The 15,977-nt window shown below is 67.4% G+C and carries 11 protein-coding genes; 7 read left to right on the top strand and 4 right to left on the bottom strand.

Annotated elements, in window-relative coordinates:
- Positions 1-84: 84 nt before the first annotated feature.
- A complete protein-coding gene (locus E8M01_RS05770; protein ID WP_136959254.1) occupies positions 85-3,306 on the bottom strand; it encodes a bifunctional cytochrome P450/NADPH--P450 reductase in 3,222 nt (1,073 codons plus the stop codon).
- A gap of 151 nt (positions 3,307-3,457) precedes the next feature.
- A complete protein-coding gene (locus E8M01_RS05765; RefSeq protein WP_170181799.1) occupies positions 3,458-7,006 on the bottom strand; it encodes an SEL1-like repeat protein in 3,549 nt (1,182 codons plus the stop codon).
- 470 nt (positions 7,007-7,476) lie between these two features.
- On the opposite strand from E8M01_RS05765, the gene E8M01_RS05760 reads away from it, so the two are divergent.
- From E8M01_RS05760 to hpxZ, 6 genes are all read left to right on the top strand, one after another.
- A complete protein-coding gene (locus E8M01_RS05760) occupies positions 7,477-7,920 on the top strand; it encodes a MerR family transcriptional regulator (RefSeq protein WP_136959252.1) in 444 nt (147 codons plus the stop codon).
- A 215-nt stretch (positions 7,921-8,135) separates the two neighbouring features.
- Positions 8,136-9,383 (top strand): phosphoglycerate dehydrogenase, encoded by a 1,248-nt coding sequence (serA, locus tag E8M01_RS05755; protein ID WP_136959251.1) that lies wholly within the window; start codon positions 8,136-8,138, stop codon positions 9,381-9,383.
- A 184-nt stretch (positions 9,384-9,567) separates the two neighbouring features.
- Positions 9,568-11,199, top strand: a complete 1,632-nt coding sequence (locus E8M01_RS05750) for an HAL/PAL/TAL family ammonia-lyase (protein WP_136959250.1) — start codon at positions 9,568-9,570, stop codon at positions 11,197-11,199.
- 120 nt (positions 11,200-11,319) lie between these two features.
- Positions 11,320-11,517 (top strand): DUF4089 domain-containing protein, encoded by a 198-nt coding sequence (locus tag E8M01_RS05745; protein ID WP_246088609.1) that lies wholly within the window; start codon positions 11,320-11,322, stop codon positions 11,515-11,517.
- 1 nt (position 11,518) lies between these two features.
- Entirely contained in the window at positions 11,519-12,931 is a 1,413-nt protein-coding gene (locus E8M01_RS05740) for an AtzE family amidohydrolase (protein WP_136959249.1), read from the top strand.
- On the top strand, positions 12,928-13,311 hold the full coding sequence (gene hpxZ, locus E8M01_RS05735; protein WP_136959248.1) for an oxalurate catabolism protein HpxZ: 384 nt from the start codon (positions 12,928-12,930) through the stop codon (positions 13,309-13,311). Before E8M01_RS05740 ends, hpxZ begins: the two co-directional genes overlap by 4 nt.
- Here hpxZ and phnX read toward each other — a convergent pair.
- Positions 13,308-14,108 carry a phosphonoacetaldehyde hydrolase gene (phnX, locus tag E8M01_RS05730; protein WP_136959247.1) on the bottom strand — a complete coding sequence of 267 codons (801 nt, stop codon included), beginning with the start codon at positions 14,106-14,108 and terminating at the stop codon, positions 13,308-13,310. The two genes, hpxZ and phnX, sit on opposite strands and share 4 nt — an antisense overlap.
- A 106-nt stretch (positions 14,109-14,214) precedes the next feature.
- Positions 14,215-14,964 carry a sulfite exporter TauE/SafE family protein gene (locus tag E8M01_RS05725; protein ID WP_136959246.1) on the bottom strand — a complete coding sequence of 250 codons (750 nt, stop codon included), beginning with the start codon at positions 14,962-14,964 and terminating at the stop codon, positions 14,215-14,217.
- A 98-nt stretch (positions 14,965-15,062) separates the two neighbouring features.
- Here E8M01_RS05725 and E8M01_RS05720 point away from each other — a divergent pair, with 98 nt between their 5' ends.
- On the top strand, positions 15,063-15,974 hold the full coding sequence (locus E8M01_RS05720) for a LysR family transcriptional regulator (protein ID WP_136959245.1): 912 nt from the start codon (positions 15,063-15,065) through the stop codon (positions 15,972-15,974).
- Positions 15,975-15,977: the final 3 nt, after the last annotated feature.

Genomic DNA, 15,977 nt, shown 5'->3' with positions numbered 1-15,977 from the left:
GTATATTGTGCGCTGCAACATACAAGTCAATGCGACCAGATGACCGCACCGGCATCGCTGCCATGCCAGTGCGGTCCTGCGGGCTCAACTTCCGGCCCAAACGTCCAGAACATAACGGTTTTCGCGGCCCATCCGGTCGATCCAGGCCTCGCCCTCCTCCAGCGATACGTCCTTTTCGTCGCAATAGATGCCGACCAACGTCCGCTTGACGTCGGGTTCCATGCGGCTGCCGTCGCCGCAGATGAAAATGACTGCGCCCGCCTCGATCATCGCCTTCAGCTTGTCGCGCTCGGCCTTGACCAGGTCCTGCACATAGGTGCGGCTGCCGTCATGGCGCGAGAAGGCGACATGCAGGTCGGCAATGCCGTCGCGCGCGAAGGCCTCCAGCTCGTCGCGATAGATGAAGTCCTGGTCGGGATGCCGGCAGCCGAAGAACAGCACTGCAGGCCCGATCGGCTGGCCCTGGGCCTTCAGCCGGGCGCGCTGCTGCAGAAAGCCGCGGAAGGGGGCAAGCCCGGTACCCGGACCGATCATGATGATCGGCTTCAATGGGTCGTCGGGCAGCCGGAAGCCTGCCTTGGTCTCCCTGATCATGGCATGGATCACCGCACCTTCGCCCAGGCGATCGAGGTGGTTCGAACAGATCCCCTCATAGGTGCCGCGGCCGGACCGTGCCGGCCCGGTGACCACGCCCACCGTGATGCTGCAACTGTCGGGCGCCACCAGCGGCGAGGACGAGATCGAATAATAGCGTGGCGCCATCAACGGCAGCATTTCGAGATAATCGCCGAAGCCGAGTTCGCAGGCCGGGAACTCCTCGAGCAGGTCGAGGATCGATTTGCGCTTGGCCCAGACCTCGCTCCGGTAGCCGCCCGGCTCGGTATCGCTTGCCAGCGCGGCGAGCTTCGGCTTGGTCATCGGACAGCGGGTGTGGTCGGCCATGGCCTGGACCTGCTTGCGGGTCGCGACCGCCTGCAGCTCGACCAGTTCGGTCAGGAGCTGGCGCACCGCCAGCGGCTCGTCGACCGGCAGTGCGCTGCGCCGGCCGGCATGGGTCCTGAGCCGGACGTAGGCGTTCGGCTCGAAGCCGAAATGCCGCTCGGCGCGCGCGACCAGCCCCTGGCCATTGACCGGAACGACGCTCAGGTGATCGCCCGGCCGATAGGTCGACCCCGTCGGCAAACCCACCTCGATATGCCGGGTGGAGCGATCCGATGGCGTGTTGCCGGTCCTGGTCTGCAGCTCGCGGCTGGCGGCGATGGTCATCGCCTGGGCGCCGGCTGCGGTCACGATCGGATTGGCGCCCGGGCGCGCCAGCGTCTCGACCAGGTAAAGCGGCTCGGCCGCCGGGCTGTCGGTGAAATCGACGCCGATATCGAGGGCTTCGCCAATGGCCGGGAACAGGCTCGAAAACCACGTCTGGAACTGGCCGTCGAGATCCTCGCGCGCGTCACCTTCGCCGCGATCGCGGATGCGGCGGGCGCCGAGCGCCGCCAGCCGTTCGTCGATCTGGCGTGGCACCGATTGATAGGTCGAGGCCCAGTCGCGGTTGCCGCAACCGAACACCGCATAGGTCACGCCGGCGAGCAGGGCAGGGTCGCTCGCCTCCGCCAGCCAGGCAGCGAAACGGGCGGCGTTGTCGGGCGGCCCGCCATTATAGGACGCACAGGCGATCACCACCGCGCCTTCGGTCGGCAGACGCCCGGCATAGGTGTCCATTTCGGCGAGATTGACGTCGAAACCGTTGATCTCGGCGGATTCGGCAATGGCCCGGGCGATCTCTTCGGTCGCGCCGAGATTGGAACCGTAGAGCACGGTGAGCGCGGTGCCGTGTTTCGGCCGGGCGGCGGTGGCCGCTGCCGGCGCCGTGGTGGCCGGCGCGCCGGCCGCCGGGATCGTCGTGCCCCGGGTCCGGCCCGGCCGTGGCTTCACCTTGATCTTGAAGCCATCGGGCTTGATCGACAGCGTCTCCTTGATCTTCAGCTGGTATTTGGTGTGATCGAACAGCTGGAAGCGCTGCAGCAGCATGCCGATCACCAGGACGGCTTCCTGCATGGCGAACTGGCGGCCGATGCAGGCGCGCTGGCCGTTGCCGAAGGGCTTGTAGGCATTGACCGGCCGCTCGGCTTCGGCCTCGCGCGAAAACTGGTCGGGATTGAAGGCTTCGGGATCGTCGCCCCAGACCGCGGGGTCGCGATGCAGCATCAGGGTGAGCGCGGTGACGAAGGTCCTGGACTTCAGCTTGTACTGACCGCCGACGACCTCGTCCTTGTAAGGGTAGAGGCCGAAGGCCGGCGCCGTCGGCCACAGGCGCAGCGCCTCCTTCAGGATCTGCGCGACATAGGTGAGCTGGTTCACCTGGGCGATCGTCGGCAGCACGCCGATATCGCTGCCGAGCACCCGGTCGACCTCGTCATAAGCCTTGGCCAGCACGTCGGGATGGTTCAGCAGGAAATAGAGGGTGAATGACAGGAGGCCCGACGTGGTCTCGTGGCCGGCGATCAGGAAGGTATTGATCTGGTAGCGGATATTCTCGTCCGACAGGCTCTCGCCGGTCTGCTTGTCGACGCCTGCCAGCATGTAGTTCAACAGGTCGTTCTGGTCGCCGCCCTGGCCGCCGCGCCGGCGCTCGCGGATGATGTCGTCGACCAGCTTGTTCATGAAGTCGACATCGGTCTTGAGCTGGCTGAGCCGTTTCCTCAGCAGCACGTTCTCGAACGGCAGGCCGCGCTGCATCATGCAGGTTTCGAGCGTGCGGGTCAGCGCGTCGATGAAGGGGTGGTAGTCGCGCCGGTAGAACGAGTTGAAGCGATAGTCGAAACCGCAGACGCCGATGGTGTCGAGTGCGAGAGCGGTCATGTCGTGGACGACGTCGACCTCGTCATCGGCGTTGAGGCGCTCCCATTTCAGCATCAGCTGGGAGGCGATATCGAGCATCATGGGCAGGTAATTGACCATGGCGCGCTGCGAGAAGGTCGGCAGCAGGATATTGTGCGCCTTGGCCCAGTTGGCCTCCTGGGTGTCGCCGGTGAACAGGCCGTCGCCGGCGATCGCGCGAATGCGCCTGAGCGATCCGCGCACCGCCTTGTCGAAACGCTTCTCGTCGCACAGCTCGTCGATCAGCGAAGCGCTGGAGGCGACCACCAGCGGCGTGCCCATCATGTCGAGCCAGAAGATCGGCCCGTTCTCGCGGGTCAATTGCATCAGGCTCTGCAGCGGCGTCTCGCTGGAGACGGTCAGCATGTTGCCGACGATCGGCTTCTTCGGCGGATGCGGGATCGGAGCCAGCGGATTCGCTGCGGCCATGGATGTTTCCCCTCATGTTTTCAAGCATTGAGGGGGCCGGCCGGCACTCTGTCAACCAGGATGACCAGGCTTGCAGCCAGGATGAGAAGGCTTGCAACCAAGATGAGGTGGCTTGATGTCGCCGGCTCGCAGATCGGCGCCGGCCGGCGGTTCAGCGAGACGAGACCGGCTGCGCCGGGCGACGCGGCGGCGGCGGCACGGTGGCCGCTGCGCGTGGCTCGTCACCCCAGCCGCCCGCCGGGGCTGCGACCCGGACGGCGCTCTCAGGCTCGGTCTTGGCGGCAAAGGTCTGCACCGCCAGGCGCGCCGCCACCATGGTCTGCGGGTCGAGGCGGTCAACCACCTCGTCGCGCTTCTTGGCGGCATCCTGATCGCCGCCAAGGGCCGCCAGCGCGAACCACTTGTAGCTTTCGGCAAGGCTCTGATCGACGCCGAGGCCGCGCGCATAGAGGATGCCGAGATTGAACTGGCTGTCGGCGACGCCATACTCGGCGGCGCGACGGAACCATTGAGCCGCCATCCGGTAATCCGGACGCTCGCTCAAGGCGCCTTGGGCGAACATGACAGCGAGGTTGTGCATGGCCTTGCCGTTGCCGGCTTCGGCGGCTTTCTCGTAGAGGCCGCGGGCACGGGGCAGGTCGCGGGTCACGCCCGTACCCTTTTCATAGAGGCTGCCGAGCCGGTACTGCGCCGGCGCCAGGCCGGCATCGGCCGCCCGCTGATACCAGCTCGCTGCTTCGGTGGCGCTGACCGGCGCGCCGCGGCCTTCGAGGTAACGCGTGCCGAGCTCGAAAGCCGCAGCCGGATTGCCGCCCTCGGCTGCTGCCCGCAGCGCCTGGGGAATCGTGACCTGGCGCTCGCCGGCGCGGCCGACGCTTTGCCAGCCGGCTGGTGAAACCGTCATGCCCGGCGGCACAATGCGTGGCGAGACGGCGACCGAGCCGGTCGTCGCCGGAGCGCCGTCGTCCTGGGGCGGCGTCGCGGCGGGCGTTGCCGGCTGAGCGCCGGCGGGTGACGCATCGCTGCCGGCGGGCGACAGCAGGGTCGGCGACAGGTCGCCCGGCGCGATCTGGCGCGGCTCGGGGCTTGCGACCGGTGCCTGTTCGCTGTCCGTCTTGCCCTGCGGCGCGACCGAGCTCGGGGCGGGTGTGCCGCCGCCGGTTTCGGGCGCCTTCGGGCGCAGGTTCGACAGCGTCGAGATCCCGGCGGCGACGACCAGGAGGGCCGCGGCGATGCCGATGATGATGGTGCGCCGATTGGCTGCAAGACGGGAGCCGGGGCCGGCCTGGTCGGTGTCGGCCGCCGTCTGGTCGATGACCGGATCGAAGGGCGTGGCGGCGGGGGCCGGCGGCGCGACGTTCGGTGCCACGTGGGCCGGCCGGATCCGGCTGCGGGCCGGTGCGGCAATCTCGGCCGGTTCGGCCTTGGGCCGGGTCACCGCGCCGCGCAGCTTGGCGAACAGCGACCGGGGCTTGTCGTCGGCCGGCAGCGGGCCGGACACGGTGGAGTCGGCGGCGGCCTGCGCAGCGCGGCGGGCGGCGGCGATGAAATCGGCCTTCGAGCCCCCCATCGGCGCAGCGCCGGGCGCGGGTGGCCGCAGACGCGGCGCGCCGGATCCGGGCTCGAGCGGCAGGTCGACGCCGGCCGCCGGGGCTTCGCTGCGCGGGGCTACCGGCAGGCGCGGCGCCTGGACGGCGGCAGCCGCCGCCGCCGGACGTGCGCCGGCGGCCGGGGGGGCAACCGCCGGACCGGGTTCGGGGGAGCGTTGCGCGGCGGCCGGCCTGGCGGCCGATGGTTCGGGCTCCGGCCTGGCGACCACAGGCGGAGCAGCGGCCGGCATGGCCGGCGCGCGGGCCGCCGGGTCGAGTTCGGAAATCCGTCGCACCACCCGTTCCAGGGTTTGATGGACGGCTTCGAGACTGCCGTGAGTGCGTTCCTCGCTGGCGGTCTGGGCGGTGCGCAGGTTTTCGATGTCGCTCTTCAGCGCATTGACCGCGGCGTCCGGCGTCCGCGCCGCCTTGCCCAGATCGGCGACCGCGCCACGGGCCGCGCGCTCGGCCGCGTCGATCGTCGAGGCGCGCATTTCCTCCATCTGAACGAACAGATCGGACAGGCCGCGCTCGATCGTGCCGAGCTGGGTGAAGCGGGCGTCGGACGCGTCGATCTTGGCCGCCAGCGCGAGAATGTGCTTCTCGAGCTCGCCCAGGACCTTCGGATCGCTGGTCCGGCTGTGGCTCTCCTCCAGCTTGTCGGCAAGGCGCCGGAGTGCCTCTTCGAGCTGCGGATTGGTCGCCGCGGCGACAGCCGGTCCAGGACGGCGCGAGGCCTTCTCGAGCCGGTTGGCGATCTCTTCGATACGGGCCTCGATGGCCGCGGTGACGGCTTCGGCATGGTTCTCGGTCGGTGCCGGTACGGCCTTTTCCAGCCGTTCGGTGAGCGTCGCGACCTGATCGGCGAGCGCCTCGACGGCTTCGCGCGTGGCGGCGCCCGCCACCAGCTCGCGAATCGACAGGATTTCATCGGTCAGGCGATCGAGATTGGCATCGCGGCCGCCACCACGCGCCTTGACCTGATCGAGCTTGAGCGAAATCGCCTTCAGTTCCTCGGCGATGCCCTCGGCCGGCGTCAGGCTGGTGACGGTCCGTTCGAATTCCGCGACGAGATGTTCGAGCGCCTCGGCAGGGATACCCTGGGCCCTGACGGTTGCGACCCGGTCCCCGAGGGCGTGGATCTCGGCTTCCAGCGTTTCGACCGCCCGGCGCGGTGCGAGATCATCGAGCCGCGCCGCAATCTGGGCGATATCGGCGCGCAGATCGGCCACGGCGAGATCGGTCTGCGCCGTTTCGCGGGCCGCCATTTCCTTGCGCATCGCTTCGATGCGGCCGGACAGCGCCTTCAGCTCGCGCTCCAGATTGTCGCCCTGCGGCTTGTTCACCGTGTCGATGCGCTGCGAGAGCTTCTGGATTTCCGCCGATATCGCGGCCCGATCGGGCCCGGCTTCGCGCAGCGGCGGATCCTTGAGGATCTGGTCCATGCGGCGGCCGAGCGAATCCAGCCGCTCGGCGAGCGGGCCGAGCCCCGGTTGAAGCGGCGCCTGGACATAGGCTTCGTCGTGGTCGCCGATTTCGGCAGGCGCAGGCGCAGGCGCCGCTTCGGGAGCATCGAGATCCAGCGCGCGCTGACGCGCGGCAATCTCGGCCACCGTTGCATCGAGATCCTGATCGAACAGTTTCGGCGGGGTCTGGACGGCGCGCTCGGCAGCGTGGCCGGCGGCGATGCCGGCATTCATGGCGCGGATCGAGCGGGCGATTTCGTCGAGCTGGGCCTGGGCCGACGGATCCGCGGCACGGGCGGCGAGGGGGGCTGCCGGTTCGGCCGGCGGTGGCGCCTCGCCGCGCGGCACGGACAGGTTGCGGGCAATCGCGAGCTGCTCGACCGCCTCGATGGCGGCGGCCGACCGGCGCTCGGAAATTTCGGCAAGCCGCGCCACGGCGTCGAGCGCGCGGACAATATCGGTGCTGTCGTCCCTGGCGAGCCGGGCGCGCGGGATGGCGGTGTCCGATTCGCGGCGATTGGCCGCATCGAGGCGTTCGGTGATGGTTTCGAGGCGCCGGGTGACGGCGGACATGCCCGGGACGGCGTCATCGGCATCGGCGGCCTGATCGACGATGACCGTGTTCAGCCACTCGCCAAGCGACATCCCCGAGCGCCGGGCAGCCTCCTTGGCCGCTTCCCGCGCATCGTGATCGACACCTTTGACACTCCATGGAACGGTGTGCCGCATAACGTTCCCACCCGCCTGGCGGTTGATCGGGCGTAATGTCCGGTCAAGCGGACCGCGTTACACCCAGGGTGGCCGTAGCAGGCGAATCTGCTTCGCCGGCACGGGACACTCCCAGCTGGCAATCTTGGCAATCATGGTAAAGGCCGGGTTAACATCGACAAATTTTTGTTAACTTTGGTTCCTGCTCGTTAACTGATAGAATCAGACACTGTGCGAACCGACCTTGCGATGGAGCTTGGATTCGGCCCTATCCTAACGGTAACTAACCTATCGGAAAGCGGTGCATTGCCCTTTGAGACGTCCATATCGGTTATGAGTGAGCCATCCCACCCGATCGTATCCCCTCGAGCCAGAGGACGGAGCAAAAAATGGAACGGAAGGCTTTGATGACACGCAACAACGACGACGACGTCTTCTGGATCGAAGACGACGCCGAAGCCGCCAAGAGCGGGCCGGCCGTCTACACGATCGGCGATCTCGCGCGTGAGTTCGACGTGACGTTGCGGGCCTTGCGCTTCTATGAAGACAAGGGCCTGCTGTCGCCTCGGCGCGAGGGTTTGACCCGGCTCTACAGCGCCACCGATCGTGTCCGCCTGCAGCTGATCTTGAAAGGCAAGCGGCTCGGCTTCACGCTGGCCGAGATCTCGGAGATGGTCGAGGCGCATGAGCGCCATGACGCCGGTGCAGATCAGCAGCTCAAGCTGTCGCGCGAGAAATGCCTCGAGCAGATCAGTCACCTGGAGCAGCAGAAGCGCGATATCGAGGATGCGATCGCTGAGTTGAAGCGCACCCACGAGACGCTGAACGCCATGATCGACCGCTCGAAGTGAGCGATTGTCCGTGGCGGCCGGTTTCGGCCCAGCCGCGGCCGAATTGACGACAAGCTCGATTACGAAAACCGTCGCGAGGAATGACCTCACGGCGGTTTTCGTGCATCTGGAGCCCGGCTTGCCGGCAGGCCGATGCGCCATTGCCGACTTGCAGCCATGCGCGCTTCCTGCGATGGCGTGCCGCCACCATCACGCCCAAGCATGAGGACCACGCCATGACGGTCGCATTGTCGCTGCCGAAGGACCGAATCAAGATCCTTCTGCTGGAGGGCATTTCCGATACCGCGGTCGGTCTCCTGGAGAATGCCGGCTACAGCAACATCCAGCGCCTGCCGAAGGCGCTCGACGGCGCGGCCCTGGCGAAAGCCGTCCGCGGCGTGCATCTGCTCGGCATACGCTCGCGTTCGCAGATCACCCCGGAGATCCTCGCCGCCGCCGACCGGCTGATCGCGATCGGCTGTTTTTCGGTCGGCACCAATCAGGTCGACCTGGTCGCGGCGAATCGCGCCGGCGTGCCGGTGTTCAACGCGCCGTTCTCCAACACCCGCAGCGTCGCCGAACTGACGATCGCCGAAATCGTCATGCTGTTCCGCCGCATCTTTCCAAAATCGGTCAAGGCCCATGCGGGCGGCTGGGACAAGTCGGCGGTGGCGAGCTATGAAATCCGCGGCAAGACGCTGGGCATTGTCGGCTACGGCAATATCGGCTCGCAGCTCGCCATGCTGGCCGAGGCCATGGGCATGCGGGTGATCTATTTCGACCAGACCGACAAGCTGCGCCACGGCAATGTCGAGCCGGCGGCCGACCTGAAGGATCTGATGGCGCGCGCCGACGTGGTGTCGCTGCACCTGCCGGAGACACCCGGCACGCAAGGGCTGATCGGCAAGGCCGAGATCGCCGCCATGAAGAAGGGCGCCTATCTGATCAACAATGCCCGTGGCACGATTCTCGACCTGCAAGCGCTCGCCAAGGCATTGAAGAGCGGTCATCTCGGCGGTGCCGCGGTCGATGTCTTCCCGGTCGAACCGTCATCCAATGCCGACCAGTTCGCGTCGCCCCTGCAGGGCCTCGACAATGTCATCCTGACCCCGCATGTCGGCGGCTCGACGGAAGAGGCGCAGGAGCGCATCGGCGCGGAAGTGGCACGCAAATTCGTCGACTATTCGGACGTCGGCTCAACCTGGGGGGCGGTCAATTTCCCCCAGGTGCAATTGCCGGTGGGGCCGGCCGGCACACGCTTCATCCAGGTGCAGCGCAACCTGCCGGGCGAGCTGCGTCGCCTGAACGACGTGTTCGCGGCGCGCGAGATCAATATCGCCGCCCAGTATTATCAGACCGACGGTGATGTCGGTTACGTCGTGCTCGATGCCGACGGCAGTGTCGACGACGCCGACGGCGTGCTCGACGAGATCCGCCAACTGTCCGGCACGATCCGCTGCCGGCTGCTCTACAGCCGGTCGTGACCGGCGCTTGACGGCACCATCTCTGCCGCACGGCGTCATCAGCGCTCGGCGGCACCATCTCTACCGCATGCCGTCATCGGTGCTTGACGGTACCATCTCTGCTGCGCGATGCCATCGGCGCTTGACGGCACCGGCGAAAAACCGCGATCAAACCCTGAAGGTTTGAATTCGCAGGGGTTTCGTGATGACGGTGAAGATCGACGGCGTGAAGCTGAAGGGCGATCAGGTGGTGCGCGTGGCGCGCGCCGCTGCGTCGGGCCGGTTCGAGAAGGCGGCGCTGCATCCAGCCGCCCGCGACAAGATCGCCGCAACACGTGCCTATATCGACAAGCATTGGATGGCCGACGACGTGCCGCTGATGTACGGCTTCAATACCGGCGTCGGCCTGTTCAAGGATCAGCGCGTGCTGATCGCCGAGATGATCCCCTACCAGACCAAGACGGTCTATGCCCATGCGACAGGCATCGGCCAGCCCTTCGCCGAGGATGTGACGCGCGCCACCATGCTGCTGCGCGCCAATGCCTTCGCCTCGAATTTTTCCGGTCCGCAGGTCGAGCTGGTCGAGCGTCTGATCGGCTTCCTCAATGCCGGGCTGCACCCGGTGATCCCGGAAAAGGGCTCGGTCGGCGCCTCCGGCGACCTTGCGCCGCTCGCCCATATGGCCGGTGCGGTCTGCGGCTTTCCCGAGGCCGAGATCGTCTACAAAGGCAAACGCATGGCGGCGCGCGCGGCGATCGCCAAGGCCGGGCTCTCGCCGGACTTTCCGATGGGCGCCAAGGATGCATCCGCGCTGATCAACGGCTCGACCGTGTCGCTGGCGCTCGGCGTGTTGGCGAGCCATGACGCCCGACGCCTCCTGAAAGCCGTCGACGTGGCCCTGGCGCTGTCGCTCGAAGCCATGCGCGGCGAGCTCGCGGCGTTCGATCCGAGGGTCCACGCCGCCCGTCCGCATGAAGGCCAGGCGCGTGTCGCGCGCAACGTGCTGCGCCTGACCGAGGGCACCAAGCGCTGCTCGCAGGCGGCGCGCGATGTGGTGTTTCCCGACGAGGCGCGGACGCCCGGCGCGCCGGCTTCGCCGCGGGTCCAGGACGTCTATTCGCTGCGCTGCGCGCCGCAGGTCCACGGCCCGGCGCGTCAGGCCATTGCCTATGTCGATGGCATTCTGGGCACCGAGATCAATTCGGCGACCGACAATCCGCTGATCTTCGATGACGCCAAGGGCGGTTACGTCTCGATTTCCGGCGGTCATTTCCACGGCCAGTATGTTGCCCAGGCGATGGATGTCCTGGCCATCGCGGTGGCCGACCTCTCCTCGATCTCCGAGCGCCGGCTCGCCCGGCTGGTCGACCCGACGATGAGTTATGGCCTGCCGCGCAACCTGCTCGCCGGCAAGCGCGGCCTCAATACCGGCTTTGCCACAGTCCAGTGCTCGATGTCGGCCTTGGTCATGGAAAACCGCCATCTCGCGGCGCCCGGCTCGGTCGACAGCATTCCGGGTAAGTCGAATGCCGAGGACCACGTGTCGAATTCCACCTGGTGCGGGCGCAAGGCGCGGACCGTGGTGGAGAATGCCGAGCAGATCATCGCCGGCGAGATCCTGATGGCCTGCCAGGCCCTGTCGCTGGTCGAACCGGTGGCCAAGGGCTATCCGCTCGGCAAGGGCACGTCGGCTGCGCTCGCCGCGGTACGCGCGGTGATCCAGCCGGCGCTCGACGGTGACCGCTGGTATGCGACCGAGATCGGCCAGGCGCTCGACCTGGTGCGCTCCGGTGCGGTGGTCGATGCGGTCGAACAGGCGATCGGCATCCTGGAATAGGCCTGGGCAACGGGGCCGGCATCGCCTCACCGGATCTTGTCGCGGGATCTTGGCCCCGGATCTTGGCCCCGGACTTGCCTGACGAGGACGGTCCGTCGCTGCCGACGAAGGAGATCCGTCATGCCCTTGCCCGATATCGCACCCGAGGAAGCCGAACGCATGATCGACGCGTTGGCGCCGGTGCTCGGCCTTGCGATCGCCGCGGAATTCCGTCCCGGCGTGATCGCCAACCTGCAGGTCGCGATCCGCCTGGCACGGGCTCTTGATGCGGTCGATCTCGTCGATCACGATGAGCCGGCGCCGGTCTTCGAGGCCTGACATGACAAGCGATGTCACTAGCCTGACGGCCACCGACATTTCGGCCGGCATCCGCGACGGCCGCTTCACGGCGCGGGCCGTGACCGAGGCCCATCTCGCCCGTATCGCGACGCACGATGCGGCGCTCGGCGCCTTCACGGCGGTCACCCGCGACCGGGCGCTGGCCGAGGCCGATGCGGTCGACCAGGCCAGAGCGAAAGGCCTGCCGCTCGGGCCGCTTGCCGGCGTGCCCTTCGCGGTGAAGAACCTCTATGACATCAAGGGCATTGCCACGCTTGCCGGCTCCAGAATCAACCGCGACCATGCGCCGGCGACGCGCGACGCGGCGCTGATCTCCCGGCTCAACGCCGGCGGCGGCGTGCTGCTCGGTGCGCTCAACATGGGCGAATATGCCTATGATTTCACCGGTGAGAACGCCCATGACGGGCCCTCGCGCAATCCCCATGATCTCCGCCGCATGTCCGGCGGTTCGTCCGGCGGCTCGGGCACGGCGGCGGCGGCCGGTCTTGCACCGGTGACGCTCGGATCCGACACCAATGGCTCGATCCGGGTGCCGGCTTCGCTCTGTGGTCTGTTCGGCCTGAAGCCGACCTATGGGCGCCTGTCCAAGGCCGGCACCTTTCCGTTCGTCGCAAGCTTCGATCATCTCGGTCCCCTGGCCCGGTCGACCGCCGATTGCGCGGCCTTCTACGATGCCATGGCTGGCCATGACCCCGACGACCCGGTGTGCCGGGACCATCAGGCCGAAGCGCTCGTGCCCATGCTCGGTCGTGGCATCGGGCAGCTTCGGATCGCGCGGGCCGCCGGCTATTTCGATCGGTACGCCGACCGTCAGGCGCTCGCCGCGACCGAACGGGTGGCGCGCGTTCTCGGCGCCGCGCCGGGGCTGGAGATCCCTGACGTCGCGGAGGCACGGGCGGCAGCCTATGTGATCACCAATTCCGAGGGCGGCAGCTTTCATCTCGACCGCCTGAAGACCCGGCCGCGGGATTTCGATCCTGAGACCCGCGATCGCTTCATTGCCGGAGCGCTGCTGCCCGCGGCTTATGTCAACAAGGCCCAGCGTGTCCGCGGCCGCTATCGCGCGGCGATGCTCAGGCTGTTCCAGGACATCGACGTCATCATCGCGCCGGCAACCCCGACACAGGCACCGTCGCTCGGCCAGAAGACCTTCGAACTCGGCGGTGCGACCTTGCCGGTGCGGGCCTCGCTCGGCCTGTTCACCCAGCCGTTCTCGTTCATTGGCCTGCCGGTCATGTCGGTGCCGGTCTGGCTCGATGGCGAAACGCTGCCGATCGGCGTCCAGGTGATTGCCGCGCCCTGGCGCGAAGATATCGTGGTGCGTGTCTCCGCCGCCCTTGAACGGGACGGCGTGGTCGCGTCGAAAGTCGCAAGCCTGAAGGAGCCGGCATGATCATCAACGACCCCGAGGTCCATGCCGAGGTCTCGGCGGTGTTCGCCGCATATGAGCGGGCATTGACCCAAAATGATGTGGCGACCCTCGACGCCTTGTTCTGGGTGAGCCCGCATACCGTGCGTTATGGCATCACCGAAAACCTCCATGGTTTCGACGAGATCGCGGCGTTCCGGGCGGGACGCTCGCCGGTTGGGCTGGAACGGAGCCTCGAGCGCACCGTCATCACCACCTATGGCCGGGACATGGCGACCGCCGCGACGCTGTTCAGGCGCGACAGCATGGCCGGCAAGATCGGCAGGCAAATGCAGACCTGGATGCGCACGCCCGACGGCTGGCGGGTGGTGGCGGCCCATGTCAGCGCGATACCCGAGGCCTAGGGAACCTCGCCCTCGGCCATCAGCCGGTCGATGCTCTCGATCACCGGCATCAGATTGGCGACGGTGTCGATGACGACATGGGCGCCGGCGGCCTCGAGCTTTTCGCGCGCCGGCGTCAGCACGCGTTCCCGCTCCTTCGGCGTCAGCACGGTCCATTCGGCGAGCGACAGGCCGGTTTCATTGCCGGAGGCCGCGATTCCGACCGTCCAGGTGCCGGCGGCGAGGCCTTCTTCGATGCCGGGCACGGTATCATCGACCTTGACCACGGCCCCCGGCGGATAGACGCCGAGATCGGCAAAGCAGCGATACATCATCAGCGGGCTCGGCCGTCCCTCGGCCAGATCGTCGGCGCAGACCAGATTGTCGGGGGCATAACCCTGGGCGGCCGCGAGCGGCAGGATCGGCGCCATGACCTCGCGGGTGTAACCGGTGGTCGAGCCGATCTTCAGGCCACGCGCCCTGAGCGCCTCGACGATCTTGGCCGCGCCCGGAACCAGCTCGGCGAAGTCGGCGACGGCCTTGATGTTCAGCGGCACGAAGATTTCATAGACGCGGTCGATGTCGGCTTTGGTCGGCGTCTGGCCATGAGCCTTCGCCCAGGCGCTGACGATCCGCGGCAGCGCCATCAGTTCGGCAATGTGGTCGCGCTTCGGCTTGCCCATCGGTCCGCGCGCTTCGGCGGCCGTCAGCGGCACGCCGAAATGGCCGAAGGCCTCGACGAAGACGCGCATCGGCGCGCGCGAGCCGAAATCGATGACCGTGCCGGCCCAGTCGAAAACCACGGCTTTCAGCGGCATTCCACCAACCCTTCCATGCGGGATGGGCGCGAGCCTAGACGGTCCTGATCGCCTGTCCAGTTGGGGCAGCGCCGAATTCATCGGCGCCCACGCGGCAGGCCTGCGATCAGATCAATGGCCGGAGCAGAAGTTGCAGGCCAAGCAGCAGAAGGCAGATCAGGAACCAGCGGCGGAACGTGGCGGGGCTGACGCGGCGGCGAACCCATTGCCCCAATCCCATGCCGGCAAGAGCCGGCGCAACCGCGAGCACGGACGCGCCGATGCTGTCGAACCGAAACGCGCCGCCGCCGGCCAGGCCGATCGCCAGTGCAATGGTCGAAACGGTGAATGACAGGCCGAGCGCCTGAATGAGGTCTTCCTTGCCGAGGCCGAGCGCCTGCAGATAGGGCACCGCCGGAATGACGAAGACGCCGGTGCCGCCGGTGACGACGCCGGTGGCGAGACCAATGAACGGCGACAGGCGCGGTTCCAGCCGCGCCGGTACCGTCAATTGCCACGCCATCAGGCTCATCCCGGCATAGATCATCAAGGCTGCCCCGAGTGCCGGGGTCGTCCAGCCGCCGCTGTCATTGGTCAACAGCCAGGATCCGGCAATGGTGCCAGCGGTGATGCCCGCCATCATCAGCCAGAGGCGCGACGACAGTGCTGCAAAGCTCGGCCCGGCGAGCAATTGCCAGACATTGGTGACGAAGGATGGCACGATCAGCAGGGATGCCGCGCCAACCGGCGGCATGACGGTGGCCAGAACGCCCATGGCCACCGTCGGCAGACCCATGCCGGTCACGCCCTTGACGATACCGGCAAGGAAAAAGGTCAGGGCAATGGTCAGGACTTGGGAAGCGGAAAAGTCGAACATGCCGCCATTGGGCCGGAACGGCCGGCCGGCACAATGCGCAAGGTCCGCATTCAGCCTTAGGCTGGGCCTAAGGCTGAGCCGGTGATAATGTTGCCGCCATGCGGTTCGACCTGATCGATCTTCGCCTGTTCTTCCTGGTTGTCGAGACCGGCAGCATCACGCAAGGGGCGGCCCGGGCGAACATGGCGCTGCCGTCGGCCAGCGCGCGGCTGCGCGGCATGGAAGCGGCGATCGGACTGCCCTTGCTCGAGCGCGGCCGCCGGGGCGTCCGGCCGACGCCTGCGGGCGACGCGCTGATGCACCATGCCCGTATCGTGCTGCGCCAGATGGAACGGATGCGCGGCGAGCTCGGCGAATATTCCAAGGGCCTGAAGGCGCATATCCGCCTGCTCGCCAATACCGCGGCGATGACCGAGTTTCTGCCCCAGGCGCTGGCGCCCTATCTGGCGCGCCACCCCAATGTCGACATCGACCTGAAGGAGCGGCTCAGCAGCGATATCGTCAAGGCGGTCGCGGGTGGTTTCGCCGAGATCGGCATCATTTCCGATGCCGTCGATCATGGTGCCTTGCAGCTTCTGCCCTTCGCCATCGACCGGCTGGTGCTGGTGGTGCCGCGCGACCACCCGCTGGCGCGCGAACCGCGTGTCGCGTTTCAGGATGTCGTCGGGCAGGACTTTGTCGGGCTGAGCGCCGGCAGCGCCCTGCAGGATTATCTCGGCGAGCATGCGGCCCGGGCCGGACAGCCGCTGTCGTTCCGTGTCCGCATGCGCACTTTCGAGGGCGTCTGCCGGATGGTCGAACATGGTGTCGGCCTTGGCATCGTGCCGGAAACGGCCGCGAAAAAGTGCCGGAGATCCATGGCGATCCGGGCGGTCCGGCTGACCGATGGCTGGGCCACGCGGCGTCTCTCGCTGTGCATGCGCGAGCTCGATCAATTGCCGTTGCATGCGCGCGATCTGGTCGGCCACTTGGCCGGCCACTTGGCGGCCGGCGGCACGGCGCATTCGTGAGCG

This window comes from Phreatobacter stygius (assembly GCF_005144885.1).
In the GTDB taxonomy this organism is placed as follows: Bacteria; Pseudomonadota; Alphaproteobacteria; order Rhizobiales; family Phreatobacteraceae; genus Phreatobacter; species Phreatobacter stygius.
The sequence above is the reverse complement of the archived record's forward strand: the minus strand, read 5'-3'. Positions and strand labels throughout refer to the sequence as shown.

Coding starts and splice junctions, on each gene's coding strand:
- E8M01_RS05745 (WP_246088609.1), top strand. CDS start 11,320: ATGCCCTTGCCCGATATCGCACCCGAGGAAGCCGAACGCATGATCGAC.
- E8M01_RS05725 (WP_136959246.1), bottom strand. CDS start 14,964: ATGTTCGACTTTTCCGCTTCCCAAGTCCTGACCATTGCCCTGACCTTT.
- serA (WP_136959251.1), top strand. CDS start 8,136: ATGACGGTCGCATTGTCGCTGCCGAAGGACCGAATCAAGATCCTTCTG.
- E8M01_RS05760 (WP_136959252.1), top strand. CDS start 7,477: ATGACACGCAACAACGACGACGACGTCTTCTGGATCGAAGACGACGCC.
- E8M01_RS05770 (WP_136959254.1), bottom strand. CDS start 3,306: ATGGCCGCAGCGAATCCGCTGGCTCCGATCCCGCATCCGCCGAAGAAG.
- E8M01_RS05750 (WP_136959250.1), top strand. CDS start 9,568: ATGACGGTGAAGATCGACGGCGTGAAGCTGAAGGGCGATCAGGTGGTG.
- E8M01_RS05720 (WP_136959245.1), top strand. CDS start 15,063: ATGCGGTTCGACCTGATCGATCTTCGCCTGTTCTTCCTGGTTGTCGAG.
- hpxZ (WP_136959248.1), top strand. CDS start 12,928: ATGATCATCAACGACCCCGAGGTCCATGCCGAGGTCTCGGCGGTGTTC.
- E8M01_RS05765 (WP_170181799.1), bottom strand. CDS start 7,006: ATGTCGCTTGGCGAGTGGCTGAACACGGTCATCGTCGATCAGGCCGCC.
- E8M01_RS05740 (WP_136959249.1), top strand. CDS start 11,519: ATGACAAGCGATGTCACTAGCCTGACGGCCACCGACATTTCGGCCGGC.
- phnX (WP_136959247.1), bottom strand. CDS start 14,108: ATGCCGCTGAAAGCCGTGGTTTTCGACTGGGCCGGCACGGTCATCGAT.